The organism is Pleomorphomonas sp. PLEO (assembly GCF_041320595.1).
GTDB lineage: Bacteria > Pseudomonadota > Alphaproteobacteria > Rhizobiales > Pleomorphomonadaceae > Pleomorphomonas.
In genome coordinates, this window is sequence record NZ_CP166625.1 from 2,198,884 (window position 1) to 2,223,714 (window position 24,831).

Consider the following 24,831-nt stretch of genomic DNA (forward strand, 5'->3'; position numbering starts at 1 on the left):
GTTGTCGCGATTAGGCGGCGCGAACCGTCTTCAGGAACCGGTCGACCTCATCGCGCATCTGATTGGCCTGGGCCGTGAGCTGGGACGATGCCGACAGAACCTGCTTGCCGGTCGCGCCGGAATGCAGCGCCGCCTGCGCGACGCCGGTGATGTTGTGCGTCACATCGCTCGCGCCGACGCTGGCCTGCGAGATGGAATGCACGATCTCTGAGGTTGCCGCGTTCTGCGCACCGATCGACTCCGACACCTGAAGCGTCAGGCGGTTCATGTTGCCGATCATCTCGGCGATGCCGCTGATGGCGGTGACGGCCCGGCCGGTCGAGTCCTGGATGGCGCCGATCTGCGAGGAGATGTCCGCCGTCGCCTTGGAGGTCTGGGTTGCCAGCTCCTTGACCTCGGACGCGACGACCGCGAATCCCCGCCCGGCTTCACCGGCGCGCGCCGCTTCGATGGTGGCGTTGAGGGCCAGCAGGTTGGTCTGGCCGGCAATGTTGGAGATCAGGCCGAGCACGTCGCTGATGTGCGTGGCGGCCTCGGACAGTTCGCTGACCAGTCCGGCGGTGGTCCGCGCCTCGTTCACGGCAGCCTGTGACATTTCGGCGGAACTGGTGATCTGCCGGCCGATCTCCTGCACCGACGCGCCAAGCTCCTCGGCGGCTCCGGCGACGTTGGCCACGTTGGCCGAGGCCTGCTCGGCGGCGGCGGCGACATTGTTGGAGCGCAGGCTGGTTTCGTCGGTGGCATCCTGCAAGGTGCTGGCCGCGGCTTCGAGTTCCTTGGCCGAGGTGGACACCGAGGAGACGATGCCACCGACCACCGTTTCGAACCTGGAGGCCAGATCGGCCAGCATGGCCTTGCGATCGCGTTCCGAAGCCTCGCGTCCGTGGGCGCTTTCGATCTCCAGTTCCCGGTTGCGCCGGAGACTGTCGCGGAAGATCGCCAGCGTGCTGGCCATGGCGCCGATCTCATCGCGGCGACCGATGCCAACGATTTCCGTCTCCAATGCGCCGTCGGCAATGGTCTGCATGGTCTTCGTCAAGTTCTGCAGCGGGTTGGTAACGCGGCGGCTGATCGCCAGGAACACCGCCAGGGTGAAGAGCAACGACGCCGCGAGCAGGCCAATGGAAATCTCAAGGCTGACCAGGGCCGAGCCGGCCTTGGCGTCGGCCGCCTGGCTGGCGGATTGGATCAGAGCCAGCGCAACGTTGGCCAGCGTCGCGACCCTCGGTATGACCTGCGAGTCCCACTGGTCGCGCGTCATGTCCAGCTTCTGGCCGGCCATCAACTGCTTGAGGAAGGCGATCTGCGTGGCGCGGAAGGCGGGGTCGAAATACTGGCTCTCGGCATCGCCCAGGGCCTTGGTCAGTTCCGGGGACTTGGGCAGGGCCTTGAGGCGGTCGTTGAGCGTCGCCCAGATAAAGTCGATGCGGCCGTGCATGGACGCCTGGTCCGACAGCGCGGTGGCCGGGATATCGCCGATGGTGGTGACGTTGTTGGTGATGTTGGTCAGCGCCTCACCGGAGGAAGAGCGCATGGTCCAGCCGAGATTGTGCAGGGACACGAACTGGTCGACCAGCGAATCCTGCAGCATGATCGATGCCTGCAGCTTGCCGCCGACATCGGTCAGCATGGCGCGGGCCGCCGTCGTGAAATCGGTGTATTTCTGCTGCAGGTCGGCCGGGCGATCCGCCTTTGGCTTGGTGATCGCATCGGCCGTGGCCTTGTGCAGTGCCTTCAGCGCTTCCAGTTCATCCCGCAGCTGCTTGATGATCTTGTCGCTGTCGGCGAGGTCGGCGCCCTTGATCGCCTCGATGGCCTGGGTCATGCTCCTAACCTGGGCCTCGCGGGCCGGCGCCCAGTTGGGCAGCGGCGTTGCGGGGTCGGGGCGCCCCAGCATTCCCTGGGTCAACGATCCTTCCATGCGCAGGTTGGCCATGGCCTCAAACAGGCTGGAGGAGGCGCTGGTTGCTGCTTCGATGCGCCTTGCATCGCTGAGCTCGTTCCACGATCTCAGGGCTGATTGACTGAGCACCCCTATGGTAACTGTGAGCATCACACCAAACAGCAGTCTTAAGAAATTACTCACAGTCATCATGTTGAGGATCTCCATTTGAACGCATTATTTGTATGATAAGATTGAAAAATCGCTTAACGTGCAGGTTTCAACTTTCGCCTTTCTCTTTCACCTCGGAATGATGCTTACTGCGATCCAATGAATGCGGATCACCGCGCGCACAGTTGCGAAGGGCTTGCCGATGCCAGCAAAGGCTACGGCGTGTTCCCTGCGCGAGGCCTGCGTGGCAAACTGCAATGAACGGACGTTCGGCAGAGCGGTGGTCAGGCTTTCGCGCGCCAAGTAAACATGAAGACCATCCTTCGTTGATGCGGCCAGCAAATCCAGCTACGACTTGAAAGTGACTTCGGAGGCAGTCCGCCGCGCCCATGGTTGTCGAGACCCCACCACGCTTCGTGCCCCCGGCGCCGGGGAGCGCCAACCAGTCGGCCGTCGACCTCAATCTGGCGACGCGGGCCGAGTGGCTGCGGCCGGGGCCGCTGGTCGGCTATGTCGAGGCGCTGGTCAGCGTCTCCGTCGGGCTGATCCTGGCCGACAGCGCCCGTCGCTGGTTCGACCTGACCGACATCGCGCTGATCCTGCTGCTCTCGGTGCTGTTCCCGGCGATCCGCTATGGCATCTGGCCGGCCGTCCTCGGTTCGCTGGTCGCCTTCCTCGGCTACAATTTCTTCTTCCTCACGCCGCTCTACACGCTGTCGGTGTCGCAGCCGCGCGAACTCTTGGCGCTCGTCGCCTTCCTGGTGGTCGCGGTGCTAACGGCGGCGCTGGCCGGCCAATCGCGTGAGCGGGCGCGGGTGGCGATGGTGCGCGAGCGGGCCATCGAGCGGCTCTATGCCTTCACCCGCCGGCTGTCGTTTTCCGCCGACCGCGTCGAGGTGGCCGAGGTGGTGGCCAGCGAGGTGCGGGCGATCACCGCCAAGCGCTGCGCCGTGCTGGTTGGCGAGGGCGAACGGCTGGCGCTGAGGGCGGTGTCGCCGCCCGAGACGCAGCTCGATGAGACCGCGCAATCGGCGGCCGACTGGGCGTTCGGCTGCAAGGAAGTGGCCGGCGCCGGCAGCCCGTTCCACGGCGACAGCGCCTGGATGTTCCTGCCGCTCACCATCGGCCGGCGGCCGGTGGGTGTCCTTGGTGTGGAAGTCGACCATGAGGGCGCACTCGACGATGACGAGGTGGCGCTGCTGCATGCGCTGGCCGAGCAGGCGGCTTCGGCCATCGACCGCGCCGCCCTGTCGCGCGAGGCCGACCGGGCGCGGACCGAGGCGGAAACCGAGCGCGTCCGCAACACGCTGCTCGCCTCGATCAGCCACGACTTCCGCACGCCGCTCGCCTCCATCCTCGGCGCGTCGACCAGCCTGATCGACTTCGGCGACCGGCTGCGCCCCGACCAGCGGGCCGACCTTCTCTCCTCGATCCGCGAGGAGAGCGAACGGCTCGACGGCATGGTGCGCAACCTCCTTTCCATGACGCGCCTCGAGGCCGGCGCGCTCGATCTGCGCAAGGACTGGGTGGATATCGGCGAGATCTTGGAACGGCTGGTCGATCAGGGCAGACGGCGGGGGATGGGCGGCAAGATCAAGCTGGCGGTGGCCCAGGGCCTGCCGCTGGTCAGGGCCGACGCCAGCCTGATCGAGCAGGCGCTTGCCAACGTCGTCGCCAACGCGGCGCGCCATGGCGGCCGTGAGGTGTCGATCGTGCTCGGCGCGCGGCGGGACGACGGCTGGCTGCGGCTGGTGGTCGAGGACGACGGCCCCGGCATCGCCGCCGATCTTCTGCCGCGCGTGTTCGACAAGTTCGTGCGCGGCGCGGCGCGCACCGGCGATGGCGGCGATGGCAGCGGCCTCGGCCTTGCCATCACCGAGGGCATCGTGAAGCTGCACGCCGGCACGGCCGAGGCGGAAAGCCCCATTGCCAACGGCCACGGCACGCGGATCACTCTGTCGTTGCCGATCGAGGACCTGACATGACCGACAAGACGGTGCCCGACAAGATGGTACTGGTCGTCGACGACGAGCCGGCCATCCATCGCTTCCTGGCGCCGGTGCTGGAACTGGAAGGTTACGCCGTGCGCCGCGCCGACACCGGCCGTCAGGCGCTCGACGCCATGGCCGAGGCGCCGGCCGACATCGTCGTTCTCGACCTCGGCCTGCCGGACATGGACGGCAAGGCGGTGCTCGCCGAAATCCGTCGCACCCGGACCACGCCGGTGGTCATCCTGTCGGCCCGCGACCGCGAGGCCGAGAAGATCGAGGCGCTCGACCTCGGCGCCAACGACTTCGTCAACAAGCCGTTCGGCGTCGGCGAACTGCTCGCCCGCCTGCGCGCGGCGCTCCGCCAGAGAACCAGCGAGCCGGAAAGCCCGGTGATCACCACCGGCGACCTCGAAATCGACCTCGCCCGCCACCGAGTGCTGAAGGCCGGCAAGGATGTGCGCTTGGCACGCAAGGAATTCGACCTCCTGGCCCTGCTCGCCCGCAACGCCGGCACGGTGCTCACCCATAGGCAGTTGCTCTCGACCATCTGGGGCGACGAGCACCAGGGCGATACGCAGTATCTGAGGGTTTATGTGGGGCAGATAAGGCAGAAGCTGGGGGACGATGGGGAGGTGCGGCTGATCGTGACCGAGCCGGGGGTGGGGTATCGGTTTCGGGATTTGGGGTAGGGGGAAGCGCATTTCAATCGCTAAGCTCTGCCTTGACGCTGAAGAGGGCTTGCTGGGCTCCCCTCTTCAGCCCGTGCTTATTTAGCAGTCGTCTTGCTCACAACCGCCTAAACTCGCCACATGCATCCCTCTATGCGGGCTTCTGCGGCTTATCACTCTCGTTCTCAGCATCCTTCTCGATTGCTCGCATAATATCTCCCTTCCTAATTCTTACTGACAATGGCTTTATTGCTTCCTCAGCCATGTCGAGCAAGACGAGTCTGTCGTCCTTTTTCCAATGATTCCAATGGACGCGAGTTAGAAAATGCGATGCTAGATTGATGCGAAGAAACATTGACGCTGGCAACGCCCGGATGGCCTCATGCAAGGCTTCCTTTCCTCGGCCACTCTCGATGTCAGTTAACCAGGCGCTGTGGATCACCTTTTCCACTGGGTGTTCAAATTTCGGCTTTGACACGCTTTCCGCTAGAACCTTTTGCCGTGCCTGCTCGCAAAGGTGGCCAAGTGTTCGTCTTAACGGCTGAGAAAGCATGTAATACTCAATTAAGTCCACCATCATCTCAATTAATTTTTTAGCCTCGTTTAGATCTTCAATGTGTTTCCCATTTTCGTTGAAGAAAATACTGACATTCTCATCTGAAGTTAGTTTTCGCTTCATGTCTTTGAAATCTATCTGAAGACGATTCTTGGTCCACCTGTGAACCAGCATTGATCCAAGGCGTACAATGTCATTTGTCAGTGTTTGCTTTGTCTCACCTGTCAGATGTTCCGCGCCTGATCCAAGAATTACGACGCCCAGCGCCCACACACCAAGCGCGTGCTGAAGGCTGTTTATGTTTTTTTGATCACCCGCCTCTTCAACGTTATCCTCTGGTGGCTCACCTTCCTCAATTTTACTTTCCTCTGCGATAGAAACTTTTACGTGGTCTACTATATCGAGGATGCGCTGTTTCGCCTTCACGTCACCCTTGCCGTCAGCGACATCTTCTTGCGCCTTCCGGACCTTCTTTTGGAGCATTTGAAGTCTATCCTGAGATCCTAACATTACCGGATGAATTTTGTCGGATAGTAAAATATGCTCTTCATCGGGGGGGATCTGAAACTGATCGAGCAAACTCTTCAAAGTGTCCATGTATTCGCGGATCAGCGCATCAGAAGGGGCGATCTCGCAGTAGAGATCGAATGAATGAAAGTCAAATTCTTCCGATTTCAGGTCATAATATTGACTTGCCAATTTATCTTTTTGACTTAGTTCGCTTGCCAATAGATAGCTCTCCACGAAGGGGAGAGAAAATTTCATGAATCCACTGCTGTCGAAATGAATGATACCTTTGTCAATGAACCCTTGAATGAACCGTATCGGGGTAATGGCAAAATCGTATTTTTTTGAGAATTCACTTGTGTATTCGATTAGTTCCGACTCCGAGAAATTCCTTTTTTCAACATTAGTTTCAATGACAAGGTTCCGTAGGAACCGAGACCTTGTGGTTCGACTTAATGTCACGTCTGACTTATCGTCAGCAACAACAAACGTGAGAAACCCGTCAACGGCAAGCTGAATCAGCTCTGATCTTCGATTTGCCTGCAGTAGAGCTGATAGTGTTTCTCTCGGAATTCCCGCAAAGTAGCTTGGATGAGCTGCGAGCTCGAACTGATTAAAGGTTCGGCTCAATCTATAGGCAACCACTTCCGCCTCGGGAGGAGACATGGAAAAGTTCTTTTGTAAGAATAAGGCAATATCACGAAATGAAACCGGGCATATTTGATAAATGTCTGCGGATTGCTCGTTTGAAAACTCAGTAAGCTCCACAATCTGCGTATCGGTTCGGCAAACAAAAATAAATTTCGCGCCAGGTTTCGATTTGATTTCCTCTTTAAGAAAATTCATTTTAGATCTGGATGAATATTGTAATCCATCAATAATATAGACAACTTGTATTCCATCATCAGGCGCGATGTCATCGACATTGTTTGATGCTAGGTGGGAAATTGTGCTTTTTGGAGGGCTTATATTGTTTCCATGAATGACGGCTGGAAGAACTTGCTCTTTCCCGATGCCGTTCGCCAGAAGGTGATCGGCGATCACCCACGAAAGACTATCGTCCGGATAGGTTGTAGGCAGAATTACAATCAATGAATCTTTAGATTGTAGTATTTCAACGATATCTTCTGGCTGATTTGTGTCGCTTTCCTCGATATGTTTATCCGTATCTAGTTTTCGCACTCTCGGAATTGGGAGTCTGTAGCCTTTCTGTTGTAGCTGATATTCGGGGCAGAGCTCCTTAAGCTTATTTCGGATAACCTGCTCCGCCTCCTCAAAGGCTTCATGGAGAGGGCGTTTGATAACCGTAGAAACTTTACTGGACGCGGCCGCAATACCAAGCCCTTCACGCAGCTTCGTGACGTAGCCAACGAATTCAGGGTTCGCCAATTGAAGTTTCAAAAAGTGCGCTGCGTTCGATGCTGCGATCTTTCTCACAGCACCCTTCGAAACTGATTCAAGCTGGTTCTTGGAGGTGTCGGCGTGATCCGAGATGCCGCGTATGGCCAGGGCCCTAATTGAATGTTGAGAAGCTCTCTCGAAGACCGAACCACTTTCGGTCTCAACGGCCATTACTTTCCTATCAACATCTCTTAGTTTTTTGTTGTATTCTTCGCTTTTTGTAACAAACGCGCAAGCTATGACACCTTCTACCGCCTTAGGCTCGGTCAGAGTCTCCTTTCGGCCGTTTCTTCCGGGTACGTCTCCGGGCACCAACTTTCCAGCAAATGTTCCTCGCCCAGCTTGCCACTCCTTATAGAGCGGCTTAAGATTTTTTTTCATCCTTATAAAATTTAGGGCGGCGATGAGTGGTCTGTCCGCTTTATAATGAGACGGTGAAAACTCCAAATTTAAGTTACCGTTCTCTAGGTCGCTAGCCTTAACGTTATCCAAAACATCAAAAACATGAGTGCTGTAGCAAACGTCGCCTAAGCATAGATCATCAGTCAATGACCCGGCAATTCCAAGGCATATGACCAGTCCGATGTCAAATTCTGTAAGCAGCGATGCAACTGCGTTGCCAGCGTGCGTTCGCCCCATGCCCTCTTGCTTTACAAATATCATGGATAGGTCATCGTTCGGCATGACGACCGATGATCTGAATAGTATATCTGTCGAAAAATCTTCGTCTAAATCAAAGGCTTCTGTAAATTGCTCGCATTCTTCTTCGAGTGGAATGACGACGGCAATATCGAAACGGCGACGAGTTTTGCTAGGCGATTCCATCAACTTGAGCCATCCCCAGGAAAGAGCTTTCGCCCTTTGCTTTAACGGCGAACCCGGCGGATATGCAACTTTTATAATAACTTATAGAGATAATACGTTCGGTGACGCGATGGAAAATTGCACGCGTGGGCCGACTAGTTTGGGCAACTCATACCAGATTTGACGCCCACGCTAGACGATACGGACTCTTCCAAACAAGTGTTTGGCACATTGAGCAAAGTGCCTGTTGGTTCGCGATGGATTACGTCGATTATGCCCTGAGATTGTGGTTCTTAGGCAGAAAAGCCTCTCAACGCGCCTCCCCCTAGCCACCCATCCACCCCAACCACACCACCCCGAACGCAATCGACAGCACCGTCAGCGGCGCGCCGACCCGGAAATACGGCCAGAAGCCGATGATGATGCCGCGTTGGCGGGCGCGTTGGGCGACGATGAGGTTGGCGACGGAGCCGATCAGGGTGAAGTTGCCGGCCAGCGTCGAGGCCATGGCGATGGCGAGCCAGGCGCGCTCTGGGTCCGCGAGGCCGGCGACGAAGGGTTTCAGCACCAGCACGGCCGGCACGTTGCTGACGATGTTGGAGAGCACCGCCGTCACGGTGGCCAGGATCGGCAGGCTGGCGAGGTTGAGCTTGCCGACCTCAGCCACGGCGTCGGGCGTCAGCACCGTTTTTTCCAGGCCGGCGACCACGATGAACAGGCCGATGAACATCACCAGGAGCGGCCAATCGATGTCGAAATAGACCTTCTCCGGCTTCACCCGCCGGGTGACCAGCATCAGCGCGCCGGCCAGGATCGCCACCTGGGCGATCGGCAGGCCGACGAAGAACAGCACGATCATCGCCACCACCGTCAGCACCGTGCGCCACACCAGGGCGCGGTGGTAGCGGCTCGGCTGCGGGGCGGCGGCGGCCAGCTTCTGCTTGGTCAGGAACTCGGAGCGATAGATCAGCGCGATGAGGATGATGGTCAAGAGCAGGCCGACGACGGCGACCGGCGCCAGCGTGCTGACGAAGGTGCCGTAGGGGATGTGGGCCAGCGAGCCGATGATCATGTTCTGCGGGTTGCCGGTGATGGTCGCCACGCTGCCGGCGTTGGACGCCAGGGCGACGGCGAGCAGGTAGGGCACCGGGTTGCGCTCGAGGCGCTGGACGACGTCGACCACCAGCGGCGTCATCACCAGGCAGATGGTGTCGTTGACCAGGAAGGCCGAGAGGATGCCGGTGGTGAGCACGATGGCGGTGAGCAGCACGATTGGGTAGTGGGCGCGGGGGACGACGAAGCCGTTCACCAGGCGGAAGAAGCCTGATAGCCGCAGGTTGGCGACGACGATCATCATGCCGAGCAGCAGGGTGATCGTTTCCATGTCGATGGCCCGATAGGCCTCGTCGAGGGTGAGAACGCCGCAGCCGACCATCAGGCTGCCGCCGAGCAGGGCGGCGCCGGCCCGGTCGAGCCGCCAGCCGGGCAGCTTGCCGACGGCCATGACGAGATAGGTCATTGCAAAGATGAGGATGGCTGCGATCATCGGGGGTCCTCGTGGATTCCCGTACATCTGCCAGAAATCCGGACCAAAGGTTAGAGGATTTCGCGCGCGTCGGGGCCGCGGTCCGCGAAGGCGGGCCGTCGGCGCGGCGCTTGTGCCGAGCCTTTGCGGCGAAAACGGGTCTGCCGGACGGGCAATCGGATGATGTACTGTGGTTCAGGCCACTGGCGTTCAAGAGGATGGGGTCCACGGTGAACCATTTGCTGGCCGAATTCGATGTCGGGTTGCTCTTGACCTTCGATGCCCTGCTCAAGGACAAGAACGTCACCCATGCGGCGGCCCGGCTGAACATCACGCAATCGGCGCTGTCGGCCCGTTTGACGCGGCTCAGGCAGTTGCTGGGCGATCCGCTGTTCATTCCCTCGACCTCGGGGCGCGGCATGGTCGCCTCGCCGCATGCCCTGGCGCTTCAGCCCGAGCTGACGCGGCTCTTGGAGCAGTTGAGCGACTTCATCGGCACGGCCAAGGTGTTCGATCCGGCCACCAGCAAGCGCGTCTTCCGGATCGCCGCCACCGACAATCCGGTGTCGATCCTGGCGCCCGACCTGATCCCGCTGATCAAGTCTAGGGCGCCCGAGGTCAGGATTGCTTTCACCAGCCCCGACAAAGCCCGCATCGCCGAAGCGCTCGAACAGGGCGAGATCGACGTGTTCATCGGCGTCGCCGAGGATGGCGCGCCGGGGCTGATGGCGCGCAAGCTGTTTCAGGAGCGTTTCGTCACCGCCCAGCGGCGCGGCCATCCCAGGGGCAACGGGCCGCTCTCCCTCGACGAATTCTGCGCCCTCGATCATCTGTTGATTTCGACCAGCGGCGGCCACTTTGCCGGCATGGTCGATCAGGCGCTGGCGGAAATCGGGCGGGAACGCCGCGTCAGCGTCTCTGTGCAGAGCTACGCGCTGGCGCCGCTGATCCTCGGCAGCACCGACCTGATCTGTACGCTGCCGCGCCGCTTTCTTCAGCGGTTCGATCAGCTGCTCGATCTCGTCGACGCCCCGATCGAGCTGGCGCCGTTCGAGATGAACCTGTTCTGGCATTCCCGCATGAGCGCCGACGCGGCGCACGCCTGGCTGCGCCAGCAAGTGCTCCGCAGCGCCGGGCAGGCTGGAAGGCCGGACAAGCTGCCCGGCCCCCCGTCTGATTAGAACTGCTGCAGCAGGTAGTCGCCGACCTTGGCCGCCTTGGGGTCGAACAGCGTGTCGAGGCGGGAATTAAGGACGTAGACGTCTTTGCCCACGGTGACAGTGGCCGTCGGCATGGAGAGCTTGCTGGCCTCCGTGCGTGTGATGGTCGCCGACTGCCAGCCATCGCTGGAGGTCAGTTCGACCGTCCGGTTGGCGGCCAGGTTCTGCGCCACCAAGAGGTGCTCGCCGTCGATCAGGTGGATGCCGTCGGCGCCGGTCAGCGCCTCGGGTAGTTTTACCTTGCGGATGTCGGTCGGGTCGGCCGTGCTGATGCGGAACAGCTCGCCGCTGTTGTACTTGCCGACCAACAGATAGCCGTCCTTGTGCCAGGCGATGCCGTTGAGGTTGAAGCCCTCGCCGGAGAGAAACAGCGGACTCTCGGCGAAGATCGACGCTTTGCCGTGGCTGTCGATCTTGTAGATCAGCGGCGCGAAGCTGTCGGTGACATAGGCATTGCCGGCGGCGTCGAGCGCGATGTCATTGGCAAAATGGGCGCCCGGGCTAAGGCTGCCGAGATCGTAGTAGGCCTTGGGCGCGCCGGTGGTGGCGTCATAGGTGGCGATGGCCGCCAGCTTGCCTTGGGTGGCGGCGGCGGTGCGGGCGCCGGCGCCGGGATCGGAATTGGTCACCCAAAGCGTGTTGCTGGCGTCGTCGACCAGCAGACCCACCGTCGAAACCAGACGATCATCCGTGATGAACGGGGCGTAGGCGCCGGCTTTGTCGAGCTTGGCGACGAGGCCCTCTGTCACCGAACCCAGCAGAAACACGCCCTGGTGCGGTGAGTAGGTGACGCTCTCGGGATAGGACTTGTCCGAGGTGAAGGCGATGTCCTGCGCCAGGGCCGGCGAGGCGACGGCGAGCAGGGTGGCCATCGCTATGGAGGCCAGGAGAGTGCGGCGGATCATGTGGTGTTCCTTTCGATCATCGAGGACCATGATCTAGGGCACCGGGAAACGCGGCTGAAATTCCGATCCTCGATACGACCCATCGACGGGCTTAATGGCTTGGGGGATTGGGCAGCCATTCTTTGGGTCGATGGCACCAACGCCCAGCATCAATTTGTTTGGGCCACTCGCGGCAAGGCAAGGTTGGGCCAAGCCGCGATCGCCGCCCAACCGGTCGGCGGAGGGCCAAACCGAGGATCAGATACGATGATCGATTTCTATTTTCACGCGACGCCCAATTCGATGAAGGTGGCGGTGCTCTTGCAGGAGCTTGGCCTGCCGTTCACGGTCAAGCCGGTCGATATTTTCAAGGGCGAGCAGCACGCTTCGACCTTCAAGGCGATCAATCCCAACGCCAAGGTGCCGGCGATCGTCGACGATGGCGTAACCGTCTTCGACTCGCACGCCATCCTCATCTATCTGGCCGGCAAGCACCGGGCCTTCGTGCCGGAGGACCGCGCCGCGTACGCCTGCACGTTGTCGTGGCTGCAACTGGTGGCGACGGGATTGTCGCCGTTTTCCGGCCAGGCCGTTCACTTCCTGCACTACGCACCCGAGCAGCTTCCCTACGCGATCAATCGCTATGTGAAAGAGGTGGCTCGCCACTATTCCGTGCTAGACGAGCGCTTGGGGCAGGCCCGGTATCTGGCCGGCGACAGCTACACCATTGCCGACATGGCGCTGTGGGGCTGGGCGGCATCGGCCGGATACATCTTTGGGGCGGAAGGTTTGGCCGCTTACCCCCATGTCCAGCGCTTCATGGACGACATGGCCGCTCGCCCCGCCATCCAGCGGGCGCTCGACATGAAGGCGGCCCACACCTTCAAGGCCGACCTCGATGCGCAGTCCCGCAAGGCGATGTTCCCGCAGAACGAGCGAGAGGACGCCTGAGGGGAGAGAGCCGGTAGGGCGGGTGGCTGTATCCACCCGCCTCTAGCCGTAAGCCGATCGCCTGACATTGCATTGCAATACCAATAAGAAGTCCGTTATCCAGCAAGACTGTGGCCTGCCGCCATGCATGGGCGGGCCGCGGACAAGAGGTCGGGCGAGCGCTTCGCGGCGGTGTGGTTCGAAGGGGGCACGTCGTAAAACGGAGGGCCGGATTTCCGAGCTGACCCGTTTCATTGACGGTATCTGGCGGCTATCAGATAGTCTCGCCTAGTCGATGCGGGCTGCTTTGACGTGGCCCTCGGGGATATATTTAACATTTATAAATAAAATATCCATTCCCCGTAACATTGATGTAACTTAGCCACATCTCAGATTGTTTCTAGTCTGCATCAACTTTAATGATTGCGGAGCAGCGCGTTGTCAGTGCAATTCTAGATGGAAAATATTCGCTGGTTTGCGATTCATCGGGCGTTTTCTTCGGGGGCATTGGCGTGGTTTTTCAACCTGTTCGGCGGGTCTCCGGGACCGTTCGCCGCATTCAGCTCGCCATCGCCACGGCGCTTTTGTATCTGCTGATGCCGGTGATCGGCGCTTATGCCGCGCCTTCGGTCTATTGTACGACCCAGACCGCGACCGTGAACCAGGGCGGTTCGGTCGTCTTCGACGTCACCAACTGCGATGGGCCGTCCAATGTGGGACTCGGTTCGGATAGCAGTCATCCGGCGCACGGCACAAGTTCGCTCAGTGGCCAATTAGATGGGGCAGGGACGGAGAGAGTCACCTATACCCACAATGGTGATACCGCGACGTCCGACAGCTTCTACTTCTTCGACGAAGATGGCGACACCATCACCTTCAACATCACGATCAACCCGGCGACGTCGGCCAGCATCGCGGTGAGCCCGGCCAGCCGCAACGAAGACAGCGGCGCCGCGTTTACCTATACGGTGACCCTCAGCCAGACCAACGCCTCGTCGACCACGGTGAACCTCACGCGCAGCGGCACCGCCACCAGTGGCACGGATTACACCGGCGCGGTGAGCAGCGTGGTGGTGGCCGCCAATACCAGCACGGCCACCTTTGCCGTCACCCCGGTCGCCGACGCCACGGTGGAAGCCGACGAAACGGTGACCATGAGCGTCGCCAGTGGCAGCGGCTATTCCATTGGCAGCCCCAGCAGTGCCACCGCCACCATCCTCAACGACGACGTGCCTACCGCCACGATTGCCGTGTCGCCCTCCTCCGTGGCCGAGGACGGCGCCACGAACCTGGTTTATACCGTCACGCTGGACCAGACGCCGACGAGCGCGACATCGGTCGGCTTCAGCGTCGGCGGCGGCGCCACCTCGGGCGTCGACTACGCGGCCGTCAGCTCGCCGCTGGTGATCGCCGCCGGCCAGACCAGCGGTACGATCACCATCAATCCGACCGCCGACGGCACCGTCGAGGCGGACGAAACCGTGGCGCTGACGCTGGCGGCCGGCTCCGGCTATAGCGTCGGTTCGCCTTCAAGCGCGACCGGCACCATCCTCAACGACGACCAGCCGTCATTGTCGATCAACGACGTCTCGCTCAGCGAAGGCGACGCCGGCACCAGTTCCGCCACCTTCACCGTATCGCTGAGCCAGCCGGCCGGCGCCGGCGGCGTCAGCTTCGATATCGCCACCGCCGATGGCACCGCCACGGGCGGCGTGGACTACGTGGCTTCGAGCCTGACCGGCCAGACCATCGCCGCCGGCAGCAGCAGCGCCACCTTCACCGTCCAGGTCAATGGCGACACGCTCAACGAGCCGAACGAAACCTTCTTCGTCAACGTTTCCAACGTCTCCGGCGCAAGCGTGGCCGATGCGCAGGGTCAGGGCACCATCGTCAACGACGACGGGCAGCCAACGCTGTCCATCGACGACGTCAGCGTCAACGAAGGCAACAGCGGCACCACCACGGCCACCTTCACGGTGAGCCTGAGCGCGGCCAGCGGCCAGACCGTTTCGGTCAACTACGCCTCCGCCGATGGCACCGCCACCGCCGGCAGCGACTATGTCGCGCGCTCCGGCACGCTGACGTTTGCGCCCGGCACCACCGCGCAGGGCGTGGCGGTGACGATCAATGGCGACACGGCGATCGAGCCCAGCGAAACCTTCAGCGTCAACCTATCCGGCGCCAGCAACGCGACCATCGCCCAGGCCACCGGCACCGGCACCATCCTCAACGACGACGGGCAGCCGTCGTTGTCGATCAACGATGTCTCGCTCAGCGAAGGCAACGCCGGCACCAGCGCCTTCACCTTCACCGTATCGCTGAGCCAGCCGGCCGGCGCTGGCGGGGTCAGCTTCGATATCGCCACCGCCGACGGCACCGCCACGGCCGGCGTCGACTACGTGGCCGCGAGCCAGGCCGGCCAGACCATCGCCGCCGGGGCCAGCAGCGCCACCTTCACCGTTCAGGTCAGCGGCGACACGCTCAACGAGCCGAACGAGACCTTTTTCGCCAACGTCACCAACGTCTCCGGCGCCAGCGTGGCCGATGCGCAGGGTCAGGGCACCATCGTCAACGACGACGGATCGCCGACGCTGTCCATCGACGACGTCAGCGTCAACGAAGGCAACAGCGGCACCACCACGGCCACCTTTACGGTGAGCCTGAGCTCGGCCAGCGGCCAGACCGTCTCGGTCGGTTACGCCTCCGCCGATGGCACCGCCGTCGCCGGCAGCGACTATGTTGCCGTCTCCGGTACGCTGACGTTTGCGCCCGGCACCACCACGAAGACCTTCACGGTGGCGATCGTCGGCGACACCACGGTGGAGCCCGACGAAGCCTTCAGCGTCAACCTATCCGGTGCCAGCAACGCGACCATCGCCCGGGCCACCGGCACCGGTACCGTCAGCAACGACGACGCCGCCGTCACGGTCACGGTCACGGTCGCGCCGGCGACGCTGCCGTCGGCGACGGTGGGCAGCGCCTATAGCCAGACGCTGAGTGCCAGCGGCGGCACCGCGCCCTATAGCTTCGCGATCACGTCCGGCACGCTGCCATCCGGGCTGAGCCTGAGCGGCGCCGGCGTGTTGTCCGGCACACCCACCGCCAGTGGCAACTCCAGCTTTACCGTGACCGCCACCGACAGCGCCGGCAGCCCCGTCAGCGGCGGCCGTGCCTACACGCTGACGATCAGCGCGGCGCCGGCCAGCTTCGTGTTCACGCCATCGGGTGGTGCGTTGCCCGAGGCCATGGTGGGCGAGGACTACAGCCAGGCGATCTCGGCCAGCGGTGGCAGCGGCTCGCTGCTCTACAGCCTTGCTTCCGGCACGCTGCCCGATGGCCTGGTGCTGAACGTCTCCACCGGCGCGCTGACCGGCCCGCTCGCTGCCAGCGCCACGGTGGGCGACTACAGCTTCACCCTTCAGGTGACCGACGGCAACAGTGCCACGGCCACGGCTTCCTTCACGCTCAAGGTCAAGGCCCGCGCCGTCGCGGTGACCGACAAGGTGGTCAACGTGCCGGCCGGCGACGCGCCGCTCAACGTCGACCTGACCCAGGGCGCGACGGGCGGGCCGTTCATCACCAGCGACCTCGTCAGCGTGTCGCCGCCCAATGCCGGCACAGTCTCCATCGTCAACGGCGAGTTCGCGCAGGTGGGGCCGGTAGGCACACTCGGCTGGTATCTGAAGTTCATCCCCAACCCGACCTACAAGGGCCAGGTCACCGTCAGCTACCGCCTGACCAGCGCGCTTGGCGTCTCCAACCTCGGCGTCGTCGTCTACAACGTCGCCTATGAACCCGGCGAGGTGGCGGAGGACATCGACACGCTGGTGCACGGCTTCGTGCAGACGCGGCAGAACCTGATCGCCACCACCGTGGCGGTGCCGGGGCTTCTCGATCGGCGACAGATGGCCGAGGCGCGCTCGCCGATCACTGGCCGGATGTCGCCCGGCGACACCGGCCTCACCACCACATTTGCCACCAGCCTGACGCAGCTTCAGGCGGCCAAGGCCCATGCCGATGGCGTCGAGGCGGGATCGTCGGACTTCAATGCTTGGGTCAATGGCACCTTCATGTTGCACGACCGCGACGAGAACGGCGGCAACTGGGGCAGCTTCGGCATGCTGTCGGCCGGTGCCGACTATCTGCTCACCGAGCACGCGCTGATCGGCCTATCCCTGCATTACGACCGGATGGTCGATCCCACCGAGGAGGACGGCGAACTGACCGGCAACGGCTGGCTGGCCGGCCCCTATGGCTCGTTCGAGATGGCCGACGGCATCTACTGGGATACCAGCCTGCTCTATGGCGGCTCGTCGAACACCATCGACGCCAGCTTCTGGGACGGCGAGTTCGAGACCAGCCGCTACATGCTGGACACGGCGCTGAAGGGCGAACTGGCATTCGCCGAGGGCAAGCTGTCGCCTAAGCTGAGGGTCGTCTACTTCTCCGAACAGGTGAAGGACTATTCGGTCGACAATGCCGACGGCGACGTGATGGAGCTCAAGGGCTTCACCACCGACCAGCTGCGTATCAGCGTCGGCGCCGACTACAGCCGCCAGATCAAGCTCGACGACGGCGGCATATTGACGCCACGGGTCGGCGCCACCGCCGGCTTCTCCGGCCTCGATGGCTCCGGCGCCTTCGGCACCATCACCGCCGGCATCGCCTACAGCCCCACCGACGCCTGGGACCTCGACCTTGGTCTTCTCGTTGGCGTGGAGGGCGACGGCCAGACCTCGACCGGCGCGAAAGTCGGGGTGACGGGGAAGTTCTAGAACCGCCCCGGTGAATGTCCGCTTTGGGAAAGAAGCGGTCACTCGACAACCTCATCTGCTTGCGCATAACGTTCGATCCGCCCTTGAAATGAAGGATGCTGGAACGATGCCGCGGGGGATCAGCATCAAGTGCCTCAATGAGACGGCATCGCCCGTCATGAAGCTCTGGGATGAGGCAAGCTCATTTGAGTCTGTCGCGTCGATGAGGCAACTTAATTACCCGCCGCACATCACGCTGGCTGTTCTCACCGAAAATCTTGCCGGGGTCGATGCGGTGCTCGACGACGTTTTCGGCTCGCAACCCAGCCTTTGCATCCCCTTTGTCGAGATCCGATATTTCGAAAACGATTTTCTGGTGCTCTGGGCGAGGCCGAGGGACGATCATGATCTTCTAAAGCTTCACGCGAGACTCCATCGGCACATCGACCCGGCCATATGCGAACAACACTACCGTGTCGGCGGGTGGACTCCGCACTGTAGCTTGGCGACAAGGGTGCCGGCTGCTAGCGCAGGCGAAGCCAAACAGTGGGCCCAGCAGAAGCGGACTGAGTTTACCGTGGTGTTTGATGCCGCCGACATCGTGCATTTCCCGCCAGTGGTGGTGGAGAGAGAACATCGCCTCAGGTGAGACGTCTCTTTCTGGCGAAGAACCGTCGCGAAGTTGTTGCAAAAGCCAGTCGCCGAACAGCGATTTTCTCGATGATATTTTGCGGCGTCATTGCCGCCTTCACCGTCGACCTGTCGCCGGAGGCTTTAGGCTATACGCTGCAAGCCATCGTTCGCATTCGAACGTTGCCGGGCAAGCTGCACATCGTGCAGCAGCTGATCACCGAAATCCCTGAAATCGTCGAATGCGATAAGGTCACCGGCGATGACTGTTTCATCGCTCGTCTCCATGTCCGATCCATCGGGCAGTTGGACAGCATATTGGACAGAATAGCCGACAAGGCCGAAACCAACACATCGATTGTCAAATCGCAGCCGGTCAAACGCCGCAATCCGCCGCTGGGATGAGCTGGCAAGCGGCACCGAACGCCGGAGCGAGCCGGCGCGCCGCGGCCGTTCGATTTCGAGGCGTTCCTGGCTCGGAAATGCGTGGAGGGCGAGGGGCGATGAAGCCTCTCACCGTCTGGCCGGCCGCCTAGAACGAGAGTGTCCCGGCGCCCCGGATGATGGCTGCGTGCATTCGGCTTGCCCCGACGATTTCGACGCCTTCGATCAAGTCCGCCTGCTCATAGCCACGCGCCTTCACGCAGGGAGGGCACGCCCATATCTCGCCGCCACGGCCCAGGAAGTCGGCCATCATGGTCATGAGCGGTTCCAAAGGTGGCACATGCGTCATCGCGGCGCCGCGTTTGCGGACGAGATCGATGGCGCTCGAGGTGAGAAAGAGCGACACCTTCATGCCGGCGGTGATGCCGCCGCAGGCGACCACCAGAGCCACGGAAGATAGTTCACTGTCGATGCCCTTGGTGATGAGGACGACGAGTTCCTTTTTGTCTGTCATTTTGTTGTATTCCGTTGTTAAGTTATCGGATGGGATGGAAATAACCTCTTCGCCGCGCGGCGTATTTGGCCGCGCTTCGGAATTGCTTGACCGGAAGTCCGGGACTGGTCCTGGCATCCTCGTCGGGGTCGTATTTCGATTTGGACGTCAGGTTCCGGCCGAACGCACGGCTGTTTGGGGCGGGATGCCGAAAGGTGGAGCAATCGAATTTTCAATCGCTTCTGGGGGAGGTGCTGCGGCGCGTTCGGATCACCGAGGCCATGCAGTATTGCTACATGCCGTCGGGGGATTGGGAGACCGACGCGACACCGGTCGCGTCCAGGCCGAAGGACGGCATCGGGTTTCACATTCTGGCCACCGGCACCTGCTGGCTTGAGTTCGGCGGCCGGCGAACGACACTGCGCGAGGGCGACATCGCGGCCTTCCCCTTCGGCACGCCGCATACCCTCGGCGCGGGCAGCGGCGGGCAGGTGTTCGATCCCGGTGGCGCGCTGCCACCGATGCCGTGGCCCGAAACCCCCATGCTGCGCTTTGGAAATGCCGATCGCCTGGTTCGCATCCTCTGCGGCTACGTCCGTTGCGAAGCGGTGCACTTTCTGCCCTTCCGCCAGGCGCTGCCGGAATTCATCCACGTTTCCACAGCCGCGAACGAAGATTGGCTGTCGGGCGTCGTTTTACAGATCGTGCGCGAAGTGGACATGCCCAGGGGCGGGGGAACGGCGATCCTGGAACGCTTGACCGAAATCGCCTTGCTCGAAGTTCTGCGCCGGCAGCTCAGCGCGGAGTCAACCCGTGAGATCGGCTGGCTCGCGGCGATCCGGGATCCGATCCTGGGAAGATGCCTGAAACTCATCCATGACGATCCCGGAAAGCCCTGGAGCCTCGGGGCTCTGATCGACGGGGCAGGCGCTTCGCGGAGTGTGATTTCGGAACGCTTTACGACGATGCTGGGGACCGGACCGATCTCCTATATTCGCGACTGGCGTCTGTTTCTCGCCCGGGAACGGCTGAAGCAGGGCAGTCCGTCGATCGGCTCTGTCGCCGAGGCGGCGGGATATTCATCCGAGGCAGCCTTCAACCGGGCCTTCGCCCGCGCCTATGGCGTGCCGCCGGCGGCCTTCCGGGAAAGCCAGCGGAATTCGTCCTGAAAGACCAGAGAAGCGCGGCAATCCGCCGCTGGACTAACCTTGTGCTGCGCCGGCTTCCTCAACCAGCCAATCGCGAAAGTGCGCCACGGCGGGCCGCTGCAAGGCCTCCGGCCGGCTCACGGCGTAATAGGCGAAGGCGGTCGGCCACTGGATCGACAGCGCCCGGATGAGACGCCCGGCGCGCAGGTCGTCGTCGGCATAGGTGTCGCGCACCAGGGCCAGCCCTTGCCCGGCCACGGCCGCCCGCACCATCAGATGATCTTCGGAGAAGGCCGAGCCGGGGAGCTGCGCCGGGATCGTCACGCCATGCGCCGCGAACCACAGCCGCCAGTCCGCCCGCTCAAGGTCGTGCAGCAGCGGGAAGGCCAGGCAATCGGCGGGTGTCTTAATAGTCGCGCGGTCGTTCAGAAGGCGCGGGCTGGCGACGACGATCAGCTCGGGCGCAATCAGCGGCACCGAGACGAGGCCGGGATAGTCGCCTAGGCCGTGGCGGATCGCCACGTCCACCGGCTCGCGCTTCAGGTCGATGACGCGGCTATCGGTTTCCAGTTCGATATCGATATGGGGATGAAGCGCCGAAAAGCGCGGCAGGCGCGGCACCAGCCAGCTGACGGCAAACGACGCCATGGCGCTGACCCGGACACGATGCGCCGACGGCTGGCTCAACCCGCGCCGCGCTTCGTCGATGCGGCGGAAGGGCTCGTCGAGCGCGGTGAACAGCGCTTGCCCCGCCTCGGTCAGGCTCACGCCCTTGGCCGTTCTGACGAACAGCCGCTGCCCCGTCATGTCCTCCAGTTCCCGCACCCGTTGGCTGATCGCCCCCGGCGTCAGCGACAGGGATTGGGCGGCATCGCGCATGCGGCCCGATCGGGCCACGGCGACGAAAGTTTCGAGGAGGAACAGCGGGATCGTCATCGAGCATGTTTAGCACAGGTAAACTTGCTCGATGAAACCATCGTTTGTCGAAGGCGGCCCGTTGGCGGAAGTGTCTCATGACCACAGTCGGAGACACGTCATGGACACGCGGCCATCATCTACATCCCCCAGGCAATGGGCGGTTGTCGCCTTCGGCTTCCTGGCGCTGGCGCTCGCCTTCTCGGCGCGGGCAACGCTTGGCCTGATCATGCCGATCTGGTCGCAGGAGCTTGGCTGGTCGCGCAGCTTCGTCTCGGGGGCGGCGGCGGTGGCGCTGCTGGTGATGGCGGCGGTGGCGCCGTTCGCCGGCCGGCTGGTCGACCGGCACGGCGTGCGGTCGACGCTGACGCTCGGCCTTGCGCTGGTCGGGTCCGGCTGCCTGGTCGTCTCGGCCACCAGTCATGCCGCCATCTTCGTTCTGGCCTTCAGCGGAGTGTCGGCGCTCGGCTTCGGCATCGTGGCGACGCATGTAGTGTCGACGGCCATCGCCCGGCAGTTCCAGGCGAACCGGGGGCTGGCAACCGGCATCGCCACCTCCGGCTCAACGGGCGGGCAATTCCTCATCGTGCCGCTGATCGCGGCGGTGCTGACGGCCTTCAGCTGGCGGTGGAGCTTTCTTGCCATCGGGCTTGCCTGCCTCATGCTCATCCCGCTCCTGTGGTGGGCGCTCTCGACGAAGGAGCCGCCCCGGCAACAGGCATCCGCCGATCTGCCGGTCCCCTCGCTTAGAGACGATCTCCTGGCGATCCTCAGGACGCCGGCGTTCCACGTGCTGTTCTGGAGCTTCCTTTTGTGCGGCTACACGACGGCCGGCGTGATCGAGACGCATTTCCTGCCCTACGCCGCCTTCTGCGGCTTCGGGCCGGTGCCGAGCGCGGCGGCCTATGGCGTGCTGTCGGCGGTCAACCTCCTGGGCATGATCGGCGCCGGCTGGCTGACCGACCGCATGAACCGGGTGGTGCTGCTCGGCTCGATCTACATCCTGCGCGGGCTGACCTTCCTCGTTCTGATGAAGGTCGGCGCCAGCTACGACATGCTGGTGGTGTTCGCGATGCTGTTCGGCGCCGTCGACTATGCCACCGTTCCGGTGACCGCCAGCCTCGTCGCCAGCCACATCGGCCTGCGCACCATGGGCCTTGCCATGGGCCTGATCTCGGCCGGCCACTCGCTGGGCGCGGCGGCGGGCGCCTATTCCGGCGGCTACATCTTCGACCTGACCGTGCGATACGAGGGCGTGTGGCTGATCTCGCTCGGCCTCGCCGTCGGCGCCGGCCTCATGGTCTTCCTGCTGCGCGAGGCTAAGCCGGCGACGGTGGGATGAGGAAGCGGGGTTGGAAGAGGGGGGTGGATTACGTCAGCTTTGCGCCGCGTTTTGGTCGTAGAGCTCAATCTTGCGCTTGCCCGAAAGCAGACTTCTCCAACGACTGCGTTAGAGGTCGAGGCTGCGCCATGGGGTGGGCGGCTTCCGTGGGCAACAGACCTTCTCGCTGTGCTGCTTTGTTCGGTGCGTCCAACCGACCTATATCGCGGAGACTGAATCCCAACGTGTTCTTTGGCTGAAGCTTCAAGTCGTGCCCGCCCGCATTCTTGCCTAGTGGCCAATCCGCAAGACTTGATGGACGTCATACTGGGTGCCTTTTCACGTTTTGATAAGTCCCTTGCCCTCACCGGCTGACGGACAACGTGCTTCACGACATTCACGCTACCAACGGGTGCACCACGTCGCGGGCTGCGGCAATGGGTTGAGCCGCCTGCCAATAGCGACACTCGGGTCGGGGCTTATCGCAGCGTGTAGAGTTTGCCGTCGACCCCAGTGAAAAACCTTTTGAAACGATCCAGTCATTTTCTCTTCTGCTTGACCGTCTTCAATGATGCCTAAGGCCTGCGTCTCCAAGCGAAGTTCTTTCCGAACTCACAGCGCTCAGATTTGAGAAGAAATTTAAAATAACGTGCTTTCCTACTGTTGACTCGCCCACGAGTTGAAGTGCACACTGTCGGTGAAATAGTGCCTTGAGCCAGAATTCTTTTTAATGCGGACTACCAAATAAGCAGCGACGGCTAGTCGAGCGCACGGGGGTTTTCGTCATGAGGAAATTTGCTGTACTGCTTCAGTGTGCTTTGCTGCTTGCAGCTTGCACAAACAACTCCAAGCAAGAATCGGCAGCAAGCCTCAACGATACAATCAACTCCCTTGGTTACGATTCACTGGCACTTCCTTCCACTGCCTATGGGCCGGGCTCCCTGGTAACGTCAGCGAAAGGCAATGGCCTGACGCCGCCGCTGAAGCTGACTTATCTATGCAGGCCGGATTTTACCCATGCCCCACCAGCCATCATCGACCATGCCGCCACATCGGAGGCTTCGGGCAAGCTAACCGGCTCGTTCCAACTGGACGTCTCGACCCTGGCTAAGCTGGGGCTCGGTGCCAAGCTCACCTACATCCGTTCGATCACGGTAAAACTGAGCAACGTTACGGTTGAGCAACTGGCGTTGGACGACCTTGAAGCCGTTCGATCGCAGCTCGGCCCGGCATGCCAAAACATCGTTCGAGAATATTCCCGTCGGTCGCTGGCTTATCAAACACAGCAAGCCATCAGGGCCGACGTGACCTATTCCGTGCAGCTTAACAAGGGTGCTTCGGCGGACGTCAAGGGCCTGGTCTTCAAAGCGTTGACGGCGGCCTTCGGCGGCTCGATTGAAAGTGACTCCGGTCTGACCGCCACCGGAAAGGGCCTTTTCTATGGTCTTTTGCTGACTAAGGTCTGACGTCGCGCGAATGGCTGAGATAGGCGGCAAGCTTAGAACGCTATTCGATCTGATTGAATCAGATCGGCGCTCTAAGTTCTTGGTTTGGAAGCATCATCTTATCGATCCTCGTTTCACTCCGGTCGGACGATGCTCTAATGGGGCCGTTCAACAAACGAAAGGTATTTGGAGAAGGTTCTTCGTGAGAAAATTCCTCTTAGCCGCTCTCGTTTGGACTGGAGCTCTAATACCCGGGCTCGCTTTTGCGGAATGGGTATTGCAAATCGACTGGTCAGCACAAGGCCGTTGACCTTTCAAACCCGCTAACGGATCGATTTATGAGCAGGATGAAGTCCATAGGCGTCGACACGGTCATCCTTTATTATGACTACCCCGATGAGACCATCAAGGGTAAGACGCTGCGGCCGAGCGAGCATCTTAAGATTGCGGCAACAATCCAACAGTTAGTGACGGCTGCTTTTGACGAAATGGGCCCGATCCCACGGGTCCGTTATCTGGCCCGTCGTCCTGAAACCAGACTGTCCGCTTACGGCCCATTGTTGCCGCGAAGCGCGCAGGGCAGGGCTCTGTACGCTTTCTCCCTGACCCCCTGCCTGAACCATTCCCGCGTTCACACGGCCCCCCGTCGCCTCACTCCCACAGTATCGGTACAAGCGAGACGACGAGCAGGCCGGCCATGGCGTGATTGAATATGCGAACGGCGCGGGGCGAGCCCATGAGCCTGCCGACGGATGCGCCCAGGGCGGTCCAGGCCATGACGCTGGTGAAGGTCATCGCCCTCTCGCCTGCGGCGACTTCCTTCGGAAAATCTTGCACCTGAGCGATTATCTACCTGCACTCAAGGAGGGTGTCTTGCCGAACTCATTGCATGCGTCAGCCGACGCCCCGTGGCTTAGCAGGATGCGGGCAACATATTCCGTTTGTGCGTAGTGCAAGGCGGTATTGCCCATGTCGCCCGCTTTATTCGCGTCGACACCGGCTTCCAACAGAAGCTCTAGCGTTCGAATATCTCCTCTCTGAGCTGCGATGTGGAGCAACGTGTCACCGTTGGAATCCACATAGGTGAGAGGGTTGATTGGAGCGTCTGCTTCTTCGGCCTCATAGTTTGTCAGATAGGCGTATTTGCCTTGGAGTTCCTGGGTCTCAGCTTTCGTAAGCGTCATGGGTAACCACGCATTTGG

General features: G+C 61.6%; 17 protein-coding genes and 1 pseudogene. 10 read left to right on the plus strand and 8 right to left on the minus strand.

Going from position 1 to position 24,831, the window contains the following annotated elements; all coding sequences use genetic code 11:
• Positions 1–10 precede the first annotated feature (10 nt).
• Positions 11–2,095: a methyl-accepting chemotaxis protein gene (locus AB6N07_RS10245; protein WP_370677700.1), complete on the minus strand. Its 2,085-nt coding sequence runs from the start codon at positions 2,093–2,095 to the stop codon at positions 11–13.
• A gap of 347 nt (positions 2,096–2,442) precedes the next feature.
• On the opposite strand from AB6N07_RS10245, the gene AB6N07_RS10250 reads away from it, so the two are divergent.
• Positions 2,443–4,038, plus strand: a complete 1,596-nt coding sequence (locus AB6N07_RS10250; RefSeq protein ID WP_370677701.1) for an ATP-binding protein — start codon at positions 2,443–2,445, stop codon at positions 4,036–4,038.
• A complete protein-coding gene (locus AB6N07_RS10255; RefSeq protein WP_370677702.1) occupies positions 4,035–4,733 on the plus strand; it encodes a response regulator in 699 nt (232 codons plus the stop codon). The genes AB6N07_RS10250 and AB6N07_RS10255 overlap by 4 nt, the downstream gene beginning before the upstream one ends.
• Positions 4,734–4,863: 130 nt before the next feature.
• Here the strand turns inward: AB6N07_RS10255 and AB6N07_RS10260 are convergent, their stop codons facing one another.
• Both AB6N07_RS10260 and AB6N07_RS10265 read right to left on the minus strand, forming a co-directional pair.
• Complete coding sequence (locus AB6N07_RS10260) at positions 4,864–8,001, minus strand: hypothetical protein (protein ID WP_370677703.1); 3,138 nt, start codon at positions 7,999–8,001, stop codon at positions 4,864–4,866.
• Positions 8,002–8,305: 304 nt separating this feature from the next.
• Positions 8,306–9,526: an SLC13 family permease gene (locus tag AB6N07_RS10265; RefSeq protein ID WP_370677704.1), complete on the minus strand. Its 1,221-nt coding sequence runs from the start codon at positions 9,524–9,526 to the stop codon at positions 8,306–8,308.
• A 209-nt stretch (positions 9,527–9,735) separates the two neighbouring features.
• Here AB6N07_RS10265 and AB6N07_RS10270 point away from each other — a divergent pair, with 209 nt between their 5' ends.
• Positions 9,736–10,686, plus strand: coding sequence for a LysR family transcriptional regulator (locus tag AB6N07_RS10270; RefSeq protein ID WP_370677705.1), 951 nt, complete (start codon positions 9,736–9,738; stop codon positions 10,684–10,686).
• Here the strand turns inward: AB6N07_RS10270 and AB6N07_RS10275 are convergent.
• Positions 10,683–11,630: a hypothetical protein gene (locus AB6N07_RS10275; protein WP_370677706.1), complete on the minus strand. Its 948-nt coding sequence runs from the start codon at positions 11,628–11,630 to the stop codon at positions 10,683–10,685. The genes AB6N07_RS10270 and AB6N07_RS10275 overlap by 4 nt on opposite strands.
• Before the next feature lie 246 nt (positions 11,631–11,876).
• Between AB6N07_RS10275 and AB6N07_RS10280 the strand changes: the two genes are divergently transcribed.
• The 4 genes and pseudogenes from AB6N07_RS10280 to AB6N07_RS10295 form a co-directional block, all read left to right on the plus strand.
• Complete coding sequence (locus AB6N07_RS10280) at positions 11,877–12,560, plus strand: glutathione S-transferase family protein (protein WP_370677707.1); 684 nt, start codon at positions 11,877–11,879, stop codon at positions 12,558–12,560.
• A gap of 491 nt (positions 12,561–13,051) precedes the next feature.
• The gene (locus tag AB6N07_RS10285) at positions 13,052–17,314 is read left to right on the plus strand and encodes a Calx-beta domain-containing protein (RefSeq protein ID WP_370677708.1); all 4,263 of its coding nucleotides are present in this window, start codon (positions 13,052–13,054) and stop codon (positions 17,312–17,314) included.
• A 10-nt stretch (positions 17,315–17,324) separates the two neighbouring features.
• Positions 17,325–17,942 carry a 2'-5' RNA ligase family protein gene (locus tag AB6N07_RS10290; protein WP_370677709.1) on the plus strand — a complete coding sequence of 206 codons (618 nt, stop codon included), beginning with the start codon at positions 17,325–17,327 and terminating at the stop codon, positions 17,940–17,942.
• A gap of 83 nt (positions 17,943–18,025) precedes the next feature.
• Positions 18,026–18,328, plus strand: a pseudogene (locus AB6N07_RS10295) (Lrp/AsnC family transcriptional regulator); the annotation flags it as partial.
• Between the two features lie 127 nt (positions 18,329–18,455).
• Here AB6N07_RS10295 and AB6N07_RS10300 read toward each other — a convergent pair.
• Positions 18,456–18,821, minus strand: coding sequence for a DsrE family protein (locus AB6N07_RS10300; protein ID WP_370677710.1), 366 nt, complete (start codon positions 18,819–18,821; stop codon positions 18,456–18,458).
• A 194-nt stretch (positions 18,822–19,015) separates the two neighbouring features.
• Here AB6N07_RS10300 and AB6N07_RS10305 point away from each other — a divergent pair, with 194 nt between their 5' ends.
• Positions 19,016–19,969, plus strand: coding sequence for an AraC family transcriptional regulator (locus AB6N07_RS10305; protein ID WP_370677711.1), 954 nt, complete (start codon positions 19,016–19,018; stop codon positions 19,967–19,969).
• A gap of 33 nt (positions 19,970–20,002) precedes the next feature.
• Here AB6N07_RS10305 and AB6N07_RS10310 read toward each other — a convergent pair whose 3' ends face one another.
• Positions 20,003–20,884, minus strand: coding sequence for a LysR substrate-binding domain-containing protein (locus AB6N07_RS10310; protein WP_370677712.1), 882 nt, complete (start codon positions 20,882–20,884; stop codon positions 20,003–20,005).
• 100 nt (positions 20,885–20,984) lie between these two features.
• Here AB6N07_RS10310 and AB6N07_RS10315 point away from each other — a divergent pair, with 100 nt between their 5' ends.
• Together AB6N07_RS10315 and AB6N07_RS10320 are read left to right on the plus strand one after the other, a co-directional pair.
• Entirely contained in the window at positions 20,985–22,205 is a 1,221-nt protein-coding gene (locus AB6N07_RS10315) for an MFS transporter (RefSeq protein WP_370677713.1), read from the plus strand.
• Between the two features lie 764 nt (positions 22,206–22,969).
• Positions 22,970–23,650 carry a hypothetical protein gene (locus tag AB6N07_RS10320; protein WP_370677714.1) on the plus strand — a complete coding sequence of 227 codons (681 nt, stop codon included), beginning with the start codon at positions 22,970–22,972 and terminating at the stop codon, positions 23,648–23,650.
• Between the two features lie 630 nt (positions 23,651–24,280).
• Here the strand turns inward: AB6N07_RS10320 and AB6N07_RS10325 are convergent.
• Together AB6N07_RS10325 and AB6N07_RS10330 are read right to left on the minus strand one after the other, a co-directional pair.
• Entirely contained in the window at positions 24,281–24,424 is a 144-nt protein-coding gene (locus tag AB6N07_RS10325) for a hypothetical protein (RefSeq protein WP_370677715.1), read from the minus strand.
• A 50-nt stretch (positions 24,425–24,474) separates the two neighbouring features.
• Positions 24,475–24,813, minus strand: coding sequence for an ankyrin repeat domain-containing protein (locus AB6N07_RS10330; protein ID WP_370677716.1), 339 nt, complete (start codon positions 24,811–24,813; stop codon positions 24,475–24,477).
• Positions 24,814–24,831: the final 18 nt, after the last annotated feature.